The following is a 13,545-nucleotide window of genomic DNA, read 5'->3' on the forward strand; positions in this document are numbered from 1 at the left end:
AGCGCACCGGGAGGACCAGTCCTCCTGCGAGCATGCGGCGTGCCGAGCTTGCGGAACCACCATGCCCCGCCGAAATCGATTTCGGCGGGGCCGCTTCACTCTATTCGAACATCGCTACCGCCATTATCGACTAGATGCAGATACAAGTTGTCGTGCAGCTTGGCGAGTCCATTGGCTTGCCCACCGGGCTGTAACCAACTCACTCAGAAGCTCCAGATGGTCCTCGCGAGGAGTTCTCGCGACAAGCCAACGCGTCGCCCGCTCAGCCCAATGCTTACTGCCACTTCTGAGCGCCATGGACAAAATGTCATTAACTGGCGCCATGTCTTGAATAACCTCTAGAGGGAGGCCGTGTTGAAGCGATGCCCTATCAAGCAACTCTCGGAATGCAGCCTCATCCATGTCCAGAATTGTCAACCAGGGCTGCGGAAGGGTGTCAATCGAAGAAACAACACCCCCCCGAAGTCTACCCAGTATCCAATTTCCTTCCCTGTCGACCCCTAGCCATAGACCGGACTCGCTAATCGGAACCAACGGCAACCACAAGACGAATATCTCGCCGAGCTCCGAGGAGCGCCACAAATCGGCCCTAACGCGCGCCAGCTGCTCGACCAGATCACCCTCTGCCATCACGCGCCACCGGCAGAGCAGCTAGGCGATTTATTTTCATAATGCCGACCGTTAACCAATTCCATGCCGCTTGCTCGCCTCTCGAATTACGATCGTACTGCCCGACGCTATCCACCCCAGGGGGTATGTACCACATTCAATCCATAGCCCTGCATGAATTGAGAAAACTGTTCTCTAATGGCAGGAGTCCATTGATGGCCGTAGTGACCGGACCACTCATTGGTAAGGAACTCGCCATTCGGTCCGCGTGACAGCCTCCCACCAACGACTGTCGACTCGTCTGCTCCGATTGCCGTTCTAAGACCGTCATGCCCCTTGATTCCCTGGTCCGCGCCAGTCGCGAAACGCCCAGTTGCCGGATCGAAGACGAAGTCCCGCTCACCTGCCGGATTAAAGCTTTTAATAGCGCCAACTGACTTAAAGCGATCGCTTACCTCAAGGACGCCGGCAACTGGACCGCTACCACAGAGGGGTCCTGTGTTATGCACTAGGACTGGGGTTGCGCCCGCGAGTACATAGTACGTGTGGAGGTTGGCGACGGTGAGGTTGTGGGCCGATTGGGGATTGGTGTGGTAGGTGCTGACCTGGAGAACGGAGACGGTCTTTCTGTCTGCAGTCAGCAGTTGCTCGCTGGTCTTGACGTCTCCTGCTTCGGTCCAGCGTCGGGTGGTTTCATCCCAGTAAGGGTGCCCTTGGGTGGAGGTGATGGTTGAGGTCTTGGTGGGATCGGCCAGATCTGCGACTGTCAGATCAGTGAAGTCACGGTCGTCTGATCCTGTGATGGTGTTGGTTACCGGTTCGGCGTTTGTGCTGCCGGATTCCGGATCGGTGGCGACGACCTTGTCCCCGGGCTTTACTTCGCTGATTGGCTTGGAAGTTCCGTCGGCGAGGAGAACTGGTGTGTCGGGTGTGAAGCTGTTTCCACCGCCGCAAGCCAGCATCCGCGCCGCTGTTGCGGTTGTGGCTATTCCCGCGCCGGCGAGGGCCGTGCTGCCTGCCGCAGCTTCTCCCGAAGCAACGTCAGCGACCAGGGCACCGCACTCGATGATGGCTGCGAGGCAAGCCGGGGCCGCTTCGACGGCAATAGGAGCGGCGATGAATGCGAGGCTGATGATCCCGACTGCGCCGACGAAGACCTTCTGCCAGCTTTCCAGTTTTCCCCTGTCGATTTTCATGTAGGTCGACGGGTAGTTCCAGTTCGGCGACGTGGACACGTCTGGCCCGCAGTTGTACTTGGCCCCCATGGCGTAGTAACAGGTGGGCTTGGCCTCTTTCGGCTTCGCGACCCGGTCCTGGGCAATGGCGGATGCGGCCGGGTGGCTGAAGTTGATGTACTGGGTGGTGATGACGTAGTCGTCTTTGTCCTCCGCCACCTTGATGTTGGCGTATTGGTAGTTGCCGGGGCCGCCTGCCCAGAGGTCGATGCTGCCGTCGACGTTGGCGCAGTTTCCGCTGCACTTGCCCTCAGGGCGAAGGCCGCTGGGGTCGGAGAGGTTGACGGGGTTGTTGTTGCTGTAGGCGTAGCCGTTCCACTGCTGGGGGTCGGCTGTGTCGAGGATGAGGTCGGGGCTGATGAAGCGTCCGCGGACGGGGTCGTACTGGCGGGCGCCGAGGTTGGTGAGTCCGGTGGTGTCGTCCTTTGTGCCGCCGACGAAGCCCTTGGTGCCGGCCCACTGGTTGGTGCCAGGCTGGGTGCCGCGGGGGTTGCCGAAGGGGTCGGTGGGGCGGCGGGTGACGGTCTGGGTCGCGTTGGTGTTGACCTGGACGCCGTTGGTCCCGTGCGGGTCGGCGGCCTGGATCAGGACGGTGCCTCCGCCGATGGCGGCGGTGACGCGTGTGTAGGTCAGTCCGCCCGGGGCGGTGATGGAGCGTACGTTGCTCGTGGAGCCGCTGGCCGTGTCGAGGGTGAGCTCGTCGGTGGGCAGGTTGAGCGTGGTCTTGCCGGGGTTGCGGCGGATGAGCTGGTTGCCGTCGGCGTCGTAGAGGTAGGTGGTGGCAGCGGCCTGGCCGGTCTTGGCGAGCGAGTCGAGCCTGCCCTCGCCGTTCCAGGCCAGGGTGGTGGTGCCGCCGGTGTCGGTGATGGCGGTGGTGTTGCCCTTGGCGTCGTACTGGTAACTGACGGCCTTGGTGCCCGCTGGCCCGCTGGTGGTGGAGGTGAGCAGGGCGTGGGGCCCGCCGGTTCCGCCGCCGGTGTTGGGGGCGCTGGTGGGGGAGTTGGTGCTCTTGGCGGCTCCGAAGGTCTGGGTCGTGGTGATGTCGTTGAGGCTGTTGCCGGTGATGTCATGCTGGACGAGGTCGGTGCGGTTGCCGGTCGCGTCGTAGGTGTAGGTGTTCCAGTAGGGCGCCGGTCCGCCGATGGTCCGTCCACCGGGGTTGACGGTGGCCGGGCCGTTCGCGTTGTTGCAGCCGCCGACGCCGGGCACGGTGGTGGAGCTGCCGGTGCCGTGGACCTCGCCCGAGGAGTCGGTCCAGTCTGCGGTGGTGAAGGTGCCCGCAGTGTCGGTCCAGGCGCCGGTCAGCCGGCGGAGGTGGTCATAGGTGAAGCACTGGGTGTCGGTTGCCGAGGCGTCCTGGATGGTGGTGGCCGAGGTGATCTGGCCGGACTGGGTGTAGGTGTAGCTGGTCTGGTCGACCGAGACGGTTCCGACCTGACGGTCGGTGAAGTTGTTGATGACCCGTCCGGTGGCCCAGTCGTACTGCTGGGTGGAGACGACCTGCTTGCCGTACTGGCCGACCGTCGTACGCACGGGGCGCGCGACGGCGTCGTACTCGACCTTGGCGATGACGGCCTTGCTGAGGCTGGCGGCCGAGGTGAGCAGGCCGGTGATGGTCCGGCCGTAGCTGACGGTTTCTGCCGGCAGGCCGCCGGCGGCGGGGACACTGACCGTCTTCAGGGAGCCGATGACCGGGCTGTAGGTGTTGGTCGTCGTGTAGGTACCGGCGAGTGCGCCCTCGGCGGACGGGATGGTGATCGATGAGCCGAGAGGACGGTAGGCGGTGTCGTAGTCGGTGACGGCCTTGGTATAGGCGGTGCCGCCTGCGCCGCCGACGTAGCGGGTGGAGGAGGTGGGCTGGCCCTTGACGAGGGTGTCGTAGCTCCAGGAGGCCAGCTGGTTCGCCGGTGCCACGGCACCGTTGAACGTGCCGGTCTTACGGCCGAGCAGGTCGTAGGTGTAGGAGAGGGTGTTGTTTTTGGCGTCGAGGGTGTGGTCGACGCGCGAGTTGACGTCGTAGAACGTCCGGGTCACTCCGGTGTCCGGGTCGGAGGCCGAGGTCTGACGCCCGAGCAGGTCGTAGGAGTAGTTCCAGGCGTTGCCGCTGCTGTCGGTCCGGGACGTGGTGAGACCGGTCGGCGTGTATCCGTAGCTGGTGACGTCCGCGTCGGCCAGGTTCCCGGTTGCAGTTGCCGTCCGGTACTGCCCCAGAGCGGTGGTGCGGCCTCGGGCATCCGTCACGGTCGAGGTTGGCGTGGAGCCCGAGGGAGGGGTGACGTCGGTGCGGTCAGCGCCAGGGTAGGCGGTGCTGGTGGCCCACTGGAGGTTCCCGTAGGAGCGGAACTCCGAGCGCACGACGCGCCCGTTTCCGTCGTAGGTGTTCCACGTCTGGCCCGGGACCTGGCCGTCTGCTGCCGGGACGAAGACGGAGTTGGTGGGGAATGACCCCTGTTCGTAGTACGGGTCCGAGGTCTTGATCACCCAGCCGTGGGTGTCGTAGACGGTGTCGGTGATCAGGCGCCCGGTCGGCTTGGCGGCGCTGGTGCTCTGGGTCTGCCGAGGCCGTGCCAGGCCGTCGTAGATGTCGATGCTCGCGGAGTAGGTGACCGCGTCGTCGTTGATCGATTCGGTCTTGACGGTGGACGGTGCCTTGGAGCCGTTCAGGAGGTAGGTGAACTTCCGGCTCGGCAGTTCCTCGGTCGGCCGGTCGGGCTCCCAGACTGCGGTGATGCGGCCGAGGGCGTCGTACTGGGCAGTGGTGACCCGGCCGTTGATGTCCTTGCTGACCAGAAGTGAGCCGCGGGCCGGATCCTGGGTGACGCTGGTGGTCCAAGCCGCTCCCATCGGTCCGGTGGTGCGGATCTCCGTCGGCAGCTGTCCGGCGGCCGGGGTGCGGGCGAGCGACGTGATGGCAGGCGTGACCGACGGCCCGCTCAGCTGGGCCCCGTTGCGGTCATAGGTCGAGCCTTCGGTCGTCTCAGTCGTGACGGGACGTCCGTAGGCATCGAAAGCTGAACTACCGTCATGGATATAGATGGGGTTGCCCGCTTGGTCGAAATGGTCGAGGACCTGGGCGCTGGTCGGGTCGCCGGCTGGACCGGCCTGTTTGAAGTCCTTGCCGTCATAGATGATGCGGCTGCTGGATAGGGTGTTGGAAGCCGTGGCCGTCGCGCCGCAGGACCCCTGGAAGGTGGTCATCTCCGAAGCCAGTGTCAGGAGCTGGGGGTTGTCACTGACCGCGTAGCCGGTGGTCGTGCAGGTCTCGGGGGTGGCGGTGGTGCCGTCGCCCTTGTTGTCGACCTTGACCACCCGGTTGCCGTTGGCCGGCTCGCTGGTGGTGACCGTCATGGTCGTGCGCCAGCTGCCGTCGGCGAGCCTGGCCTTGGTGATCGCGGTGGTCTCGGAGTCCTTCCGCCAGGCGAGGATCTTCGGCGCACCCGCAGTTTGGGCATGCGTCGCGGAGCTCGTCTGCCCGTTGTAGGTCTTCCCGGCCACCGCCGTGACCGTCCCGCCGGCCTGGTCGTAGACCTCGGTGGCGACGACGCGGCCGGACAGCTGGGCGCTGTCGGTGACGGTGCCGCCGAGCGGGCTGGGGACCTGGACGCTGCGTTGGGTCTTGCCGTTGGCGAGGTAGTCGTCGTTCATGCCCCGCAGGTAGGTGACCTTCTGCTGGGTCTTGGGGGCCTCGCTGGAGCCACCGCTGCCGGTGGTGGTGGTGACGGACTGGTAGCCGCGGAACTGGTCCCAGGTCCGGGTCTTGGAGTCGGTGAACTCCGCGTCGTTGCGGTGCCAGGCGGCCTCACCGTTGTAGGTGTACTCGGTGGTCTTGCCGACATTGGGTGTGCTGACGAGGTCCAGCTCGACGACGGTCTTGACGAGGGGCTTGTCGAACCAGTCGTTGATCGGGTCCTTCGAGGATAGGAACGTCGGGTACCACTTGACGGGCATGCAGGCCATCGTGTTGCTGTCCTCGGAGGACGGCATGTGGTTGTTCACCCGGGAGCATTCGGGGTCGGCGTAGACGACGCCGATCCGCCCGCCGGTCTCGGTGGTGATCTCCTGGATGCGCGGGCGCATGTACATCTTCTCGCCCAAGTCCAGGCCGTCGACGCGGTTGGCGCGCATCGTGTACTTGAACTGGACGGCGGGCAGGTCCTCGATCGCCGCCTGTCCGTTGCTCGGCACCCGCTGGACGGAATCCAGCTGCAGGATTCGCTTGGTGGCGTCCCCGGGATCGGCAAGTTCCTGGTTGAGGTTCCAGGTGTCGACGGTGCGGTAGGCGGAGCCGACCATGACCTGTGTCGAGATCCCGGTCAGGCGCTTGGTCGTGAAGAACGTGGGCGCCGAGTTCATGCACGAGCCGTCGGTGCAGATCTGGTCGATCGGCGTATCGGGCCAGGCGTCCGCGTTGGCCGCGGTGCGCTGGTCCTCGGAGCAGGTGATCGAACCGCCGGGAATGCAGCGTTCCGCGATGGTGAACAGGACCTTCGCCGCCGGGTTCGCGCCGCCCTTGGCCGCCTTCTGCTCGTCCAGACGCTGGCCGTAGGCGATCTCCTTGAGGTAGCCGGACCGCTGGTAGTCGGAGAGGGTGCCGGTGCCGCCGCTCTGGACGCGGCCACGGTTGTACTTGTTGCCCTCGGCGGCGTACTTGTACGTGATCAGGTTGCCGTGCGGGTCGACCACGTAGTCGAGCTGCCAGCGCCACGCCATCTGGCACCAGGACTTGTTACCGCTGGCGGAGTTGTAGCAGGGGTCGCCGCTGTTGGGCGAGTACACCGGCAGGGTCAGGGCGGAGTTCGCCGCAGGGTCGCTGCCGTCGCCGCCCGGCAGGTGGTTGAGGCCGAAGTAGTACTGCACTCCGTCCGGGGTGGTGATCCGCCAGTACTCCATGCCCTGGTAGTCGACGTCGCCCGCGGCCTTCGGCGCGCCGGTGAGCTGCTCGACCTTGGAGCCGTCGTCGCTCGCCAGGTGCCAGGTTCCGGTCGCGTCGTCGCGCACGATGGTGCCGGAGCGCCCGCCCAGCGAGAGGGAGGCGTTCTGCCCGGCCCAGCACTGGTCGCCCGAGCCGGTGATGCCGGCCTTGTCGCAGCTGCGGTAGGACCGCTCGATGTAGCCGGGCTCGTAGCCCCAGCCGTCGCCGATCCACGAGGGCTGCGCGTTCGTGGAGGACGTCTTGCCGTCCACGTTCGCCGAGTTGTAGCTCAGCGCCACGGTGGGTGCGGCGCCGCCGAGTGCCGGCGGTGTCTGGAGCGGGTAGCTGTAGGTGAAGCTGCCCGTGTTGGAGCCCGCGGACCAGGCCACCGACGACGACAGTGGCGTCGCGGTGAAGTTGCCCAGGGGGCCCGACGGGGAGACCGCGGGGGCCAGCACCACGGAGCCGCCGGTTCCCCCGGTGCTGCCGGCGGTCAGGGCCTGAGCAGGTGCCTGGGCGGTCGACTTCGCCGTGGTGAACGACGCCTTCACCGCACCGCCTTGGGCGTTGCCAGGTGCCGCAGGGGGAAGGGTGACATCCGCAGTGATCGTGCCGGAGCCGTCGTTCTTCACCGGGACCGGGGTCTGCGTACGGCACTCGGGGAGTTCCGGCGTGGTCAGTGAACAGGCCGGGAGCGCGACGAGGCCGGCACGGTCCGACCACCCGCCCGCCTGTAGGGCCTTCAGGTCCAGGGTGACGCTCGCCTGCCGCCCGTCGCCACCGACCGACGCCTTGGCGTCGGCCAGCGCCACCAGCGGCCCGTTGACGCCTGCGGCCTTGCCCTTGTCCTGTCCGGCCACCTCGACGGTGACGGCGTGCGCGCTCTCACCCTGGCCGGTTCCCGGTGCGACCCGCACAGCCAGATCCCCGGCCTTGGTTCCGGTCATGCCACCGGAGGCGGGTGAAACCCCACCGGTGGCCCTGCGGGCCGCCTCGGCCTCGGCGCTGTCGGAGCCGAGCACGACCGTCGCGGTGCCGGTGATGACCGGCGGAGCGGTCTCCGGCTTCCAGTCCGCCGCCTTGACCGCCGTCCTGGCGCCGGGCGGCTGGGCATCGTGTCCCTTGACGGAGGGGGTCGCGCTTCCCAGGGGCGTGTTCGGAGGAGCCCAGACCTCCCCCTCGGGCTCGGGGTAGGTCCATGCCACCGCCGGCGGCACGCTCACCCCGGTCAGTGTCAGGGCGACCAGGGCCGCCACAGCCGGCGACCGCCATCGGCCGCCTATTCGTTTTCCGGCCCGTTTCCGGGCAGGCCAAACCACCACAGTGGCGTCTCCTCGGTCATTGTCGACACGGCGTCATATGGACATGGGTGTGTCAGGATCGAGGTGACGATATGTGCACCCACTGACACGCCACCAGGTCGCGCCGGTGCTGTGCATGAGATGTTTATGAAGTCTTGATCTCGCGATCCGCGGCTTATCCGGACACATCGGCATGAACTGACAAAGGGTTTGACCGATCCGCCGACCAGCACGCATCGTTCCCACCCGAACGCACCCCATCGAGGGTGCGGCCCGACCGGGAGGGACCCTGCAATCCGCATGACCAGCACTCCAGGCACAATCGCGCACACACCACCAACACCTTCCATACGCAGGCGCATACTCGCGCTGACCGCCCTCGGCACCGGCTGCGCCCTGAGTCTGGCCCTGCTCAGCGCGCCGGCAGCGCTCGCGGCCGACACCACCCCCGCCCCGCCGACCCACGGCCCTGTGGGTGGACTGGCACCGATCGTCCCCTCGTCACCGGCACCCGCCCGCACCCCCGCGCAGCAGGCCATGCTGGACGCGCTCGCCAAGGCCAAGACGACCGGCAAGCCGGTCACCGTCGAGACCTTGACCAATGAGGCCTCCAGGACCATCGCCAACCCCGACGGCACGCTGACCAGCACCGACAACGCCCAGGCCGTACGGACCAAACGCGGAGGCGCCTGGGCGGACATCGACTCGACGTTGCGGGTCAACGCGGACGGCACGTTCAGCCCGCTTGTCGCGACTACCGGGGTGAAGTTCTCCGGCGGCGGGGCGGGCCCGATGGCCACCGTGACGACCGACGACGGCAAGAGCCTCGCGGTGAACGCCCCGTTCGCCTTGCCCAAGCCGTCCGTGACCGGCGCCAACGCCACCTACACCGACGTCCTCCCCGGTGTGGACCTGCAGCTGACCGCGCTGTCCCAGGGCGGCTGGCGGGACGCCATCATCGTGCGGACCAAGGAGGCCGCCGAGAGCGCGGCGCTCAAGTCGCTGACCTTCCCCGTCTCCGCGCAGGGCCTGTCGATGGCCAAGGACCAGTCCGGCGGTATCACCGTCGTCGACGACAGCGGTGTCACGCGCTTCCGCGCTCCCGTGCCGCTGCAGTGGGACTCCAGCAAGCCCGCGCCTTCGACCGTCACCGCCGACCGTGCTTCCAGGGACTCGGCGCGCGCGGCGTTGGCGGCCGCCTCGACGCCCGCGCCCACGGGGAGTGCGAGCGGGATTCCGTCGACCGCCGAGGAACCGGGTGACGGCGCGAACGTGGCCGCCATCACCACCACGATCACGCCCGCGGCGATCGAACTGACGCCGGACCACAACGCCCTCGGGTCCGGTGACGGTCCCTGGTACCTCGACCCGTCCCTGGTGGCGGCGACGAGTTCGGTCCAGGGCTCGGTGGAGGTCCAGGAGAACCACAAGAAGGCGGAGAACTTCAACAAGAAGAGCAATCTGGCCACCGGCTACTGCGGCTACCACAGCAGTGACCCGAGCCTGGACTGCGGTGACCTGGGCCGCCAGCGCGCTTACTTCCAGTTCGGCATCAACCCGGTGCTCTACACCAAGCCCGGTGGCGCCGAGAGCCCGCCGAGCATCTACAGCTCCACCCTCAACTTCCAGGTCACCGGCGCCTCCAGCCCGGGCACGAACACGCCGCTCGTGGTGTACTCGGCTCCCAAGCCCATCCACGAGCACACCAACTGGACCGACCAGCCCTGCGGGGACAACAAGGCCGTCGTCATGGAGAACTGCCCGACGGTCAACGGGCAGTGGATCATCGGCACCGGCCCGCTGGCCGTCGACGTGACCGACATGATGAAGCAGGCGATCGCCGGCCAGTGGCCGTGGTGGACCGTCGGCATCGCCCCGATGGGCAACGAGTGGGACATGACGTTCCGGCACTACATCGCCAACAATCCGTCCATCACCACCACTTACGACATCACTCCGACCGTCTGGTACCCGCGCACCAGCCCCGCCCCCGGCTTCGCCTGGAACAACAGCGCCGCCGAGTGCACCACCGGCGGCGCGCACCCCTGGGACAACCCCGGCTGGATCGGCGCCAACCAGAACATCAACCTCACGGCCAACAGCTACTCGCCCGCCGGGCAGACCCTCCACACCGACTACCAGATGTGGGACGACAACGACGCCAACTTCAGCTGGACCCAGGGACGCTGGGGGACCAGCTACAACGACCCCGGCCCCTCCGTGAGCGTGGGATCGCTGTCGGACGGCCACCAGTACGGCTGGACCGCCCGCGCCACCGACGAGATCCTCACCTCGCCCATGACCCCGTGGTGCTACTTCCGCGTCGACAGGACCAACCCCCGCGTCAGCATCAGCTCGACCGACTTCCCGCCGTCGGGCACCCCCAACCCCACCCCGGCCAAGTACATGAACGACCCGGGCGCCTTCACCATCAACGCCGAGGATCCCGCCCCCGGCGCCGGGCTCCAGGCCTCCGGCGTGGCCTGCGTGCGCGTGAGCACGGACCCGACACCGGTCGTCGGCTGGCGCTGCGGCCAGAACGGCACCCTGCCCCCCGGCCAGCCGTACACCTACAAGCCCAGGGACTGGGGCACCAACACCCTGTACGCCTGGGCCATGGACAACGCCGGCAACTACAGCCAGCCGGCCGTCTACAACTTCTACGTCCCCTGGAAGCCCGACACCCAGCCCCTGTTCGGCGACGTCGACAACGATCAGAAGCCCGACGTCATCACCGTCGACAGGAACGGTGACCTGCGCGTCATCGGCGGCACCATCGACCCCACCACGTCCCTGGCCGCCCCCGCTGCCGCCGCCCCGGGAAACCGTGACTACGGAGCCACCTGGTCCGACTACCAGGTCAGCCACCACGGCACCTTCGCCGTCGGACAGGCCGTCGACGAGATCCTTGCCCACTACACCAAGGACACGACCTCCAAGCTGCGCGAGGCCCTCTACCTGATCCCCAACAACGGCACCGGGCGCTTCGACACCCTGACCCCGATCGCCCTCAACCGGCCCGCCTGCACGACCTACGAGACCGGCAAGCCCTGCTCCGGCTACAGCCAGAAGAACTGGAGCGGCGCCTCGCAGGTCATCGCGATCGGCACGCCCGACGGCGAGGCCGTGGGTGGTGAGCCGGGCAACGAGGCCCGCAAGGTCATCATGACTCAGACGTCCATCCTCTCCCTGGAGAACAACAACCTCTACCTCTTCCAGCCCAACGGCCTCGCCGACTCCCTCGACGCGGCCACCTACCTCCCGGCCGTCTCCGGTAGTTGGGCCGACCTGGAGCTGCTCAACCCGGGTGCGGGCAACGGGGCGACCGCCGTCCCCGGCACCACCGACCCCACCTACCAGACCACCATCTGGGCGCGGAACCGTACGACGGGTGACCTCTTCGCCTACCCGCTCGGCTACAAGGCCGACGGAACGGTCGACTACTCCGCCCTCACCAAGCCCGACCAGGGGATCAAGCTGGACGTCGGCCAGCCGGTCAAGGCGGGCGACTACCCCCGGATCGGCGCCGGAGACCTCAACAACGACGGCACCCCCGACCTCTGGGTCATGGACAACAGCAACGCGCTCTCCATCTTCGCGGGCAAGAGCAGCACCGGCACCAAGGGCAAGGTCGACGGCTTCGTCCCGCCGGCCTTCGCCGGCTTCTCCGACTCCAGCGTCACCATCCACTCCCAGCTGGTGAACTGGCTGTGCGCCGACTCCATCGGCGGACCCAACGAAGGCACCGAGGTCGCCGCCTACGCCTGCTGGCAGACCATCAACCAGCGGTTCAACTTCGCCACCGACGGCACCATCCGTTCCGGCAGCTGGTGCGTCTCCACCAAGGGCAACGCCCTCGGCAACGGAACCGGCCTGATCCTGTCCCGCTGCGTGGGCAACACCGGCCAGAAGTGGGCCGTCCGCCCGGACGGCCGGATCTACCTCCCCGCCACCGTCACTGCGGACAACCCCGGCGGCCGCTGCCTCGAACTGCCCGGATGGGCCACCGAGCAGGGCACCCGGCTCGGGATCTGGAACTGTCCCGGCCTGCAGGCCAACCAGCAGTGGAGCCTCAACTATGAGCAGCACGCGCCCTGATGGCGCTCGCCGTGGGGCGAGCCGATCCGATCCGAAGATCGTGAACAGCCTGTAGACAGGCCGGTGGGCCTCGACGTTGCGTCGAGGCCCACCGGCCTGTGGTGGCCCATCTGGTGCGGGCGCTCTGTGACGGCGGGGGCTGCGCGTAGCGGGGGTTGTGGTGGGAGGTGAAACTCCGTTGTTCGGGGGTGGGGCTCGCGGCGATGATTTCGGGTGTGGCTGACACCAGGTTCGAAGGCTCCGCGTTGCGGCCGTACCCCAAGATCTCGGGGAGGGGGCGGCTCTCCGCGTCCGGGAATCGGGAGTGGGTCGCGGTGGAGAAGGTGCACGGGGCGCACTTCGCCGTGGTCTGCGAGGGGAGTGCGGTCCGTCCGGCCAAGCGGCGGGAGCTCCTGGGCGAGGACGAGTTGGACGGCTTCTTCGGCGTCAGCCGGGTCTGGCCAGCGCTGGCGGTGGGGGCGGCCCGGTTCGCCTCGGCGGTGCGTGAGGCGGCGGGCGGGGGTGCAGGTGGGGGCGCTGTGGTGACTGTTTACGGTGAACTGGCCGGTGGGTGCTACCCGCACCTCGACGTGCCCGCTGTCGCCGGAGTCGAGCCCGTGCAGACCGGCGTCTGGTACACGCCGGGGCTGGAGTGGCTGCTCTTCGACGCCACCGTCGACACCGCCGAGGGCCGGTCCTGGATCTCCGACCGCGACCTGCGTGACGCCGCGGGCACCGCCGGCCTCGCATGCGTCCCCTCGATCGGGCGCGGCGCGCTCACCGTGCTCCAGGAACTGCCGGCCGCCTTCCCCACCCTGGTCCCCGCGCTCCTCGGGCTCCCCGAACTCGCCGACAACCTCGCCGAGGGCTACGTCCTCAAACCCGCCGGCACCTGGCGGGAGACGGGCCGCGAGGGGGGCGGCGCGCGTCCGGTGGTGAAGGTGAAGCAGCAGGCCTTCGCCGAGGACGAGCGCTACGACGGTGCCCGCCCGTACCTGCCGCCGCCGCAGGGCGCGGCCGGGGTCCCCGCCTGGCTCCTGGTCCAGGCTGCGGCACTCCTCACCCCTGCCCGGGCGGCAGCCGCCGTCAGCAAGCTCGGTCCGCGCGCGCCCGAGGACGTCGTGGCGGCGGAGCTCACCCGGGACGTGTCGGAGGAACTCGCGGAGGCAGTAGGGGGATTGGACGATGACGTCCTGCGCGCACTGGAAGCCGCCCTTGGGCCCGGAGCGCGTTCCCTGGCGGCGTTCGACGCAGAGGACCGGCGCTCGCCGACGAGCCGGGCCGGGCTGACGAGCTGAAGGGCTGAGCGGTCGGGCTGGTCAGGTCGGTCGGGCGCGGAAAGGTTCCTGAAGAAAGTCGCTCGCCCATGTGGAGGGCCCGTCGCCGACCCCGACCGAAGGGGGACAGCGCA

At 67.8% G+C, this 13,545-nt stretch carries 3 protein-coding genes; 2 read left to right on the forward strand and 1 reads right to left on the reverse strand.

What is annotated here, in order from left to right:
- Nucleotides 1–737: 737 nt before the first annotated feature.
- Nucleotides 738–7,979, reverse strand: coding sequence for a polymorphic toxin type 43 domain-containing protein (locus AB0R04_RS06670; protein WP_363368790.1), 7,242 nt, complete (start codon nucleotides 7,977–7,979; stop codon nucleotides 738–740).
- A 549-nt stretch (nucleotides 7,980–8,528) separates the two neighbouring features.
- Here AB0R04_RS06670 and AB0R04_RS06675 point away from each other — a divergent pair.
- On the forward strand, nucleotides 8,529–12,155 hold the full coding sequence (locus AB0R04_RS06675; protein WP_363368792.1) for a ricin-type beta-trefoil lectin domain protein: 3,627 nt from the start codon (nucleotides 8,529–8,531) through the stop codon (nucleotides 12,153–12,155).
- 215 nt (nucleotides 12,156–12,370) lie between these two features.
- Nucleotides 12,371–13,432 carry an RNA ligase family protein gene (locus AB0R04_RS06680; RefSeq protein WP_363368794.1) on the forward strand — a complete coding sequence of 354 codons (1,062 nt, stop codon included), beginning with the start codon at nucleotides 12,371–12,373 and terminating at the stop codon, nucleotides 13,430–13,432.
- Nucleotides 13,433–13,545: the final 113 nt, after the last annotated feature.

This window comes from Kitasatospora sp. NPDC056731, assembly GCF_040687675.1.
In the GTDB taxonomy this organism is placed as follows: Bacteria; Actinomycetota; Actinomycetes; order Streptomycetales; family Streptomycetaceae; genus Kitasatospora.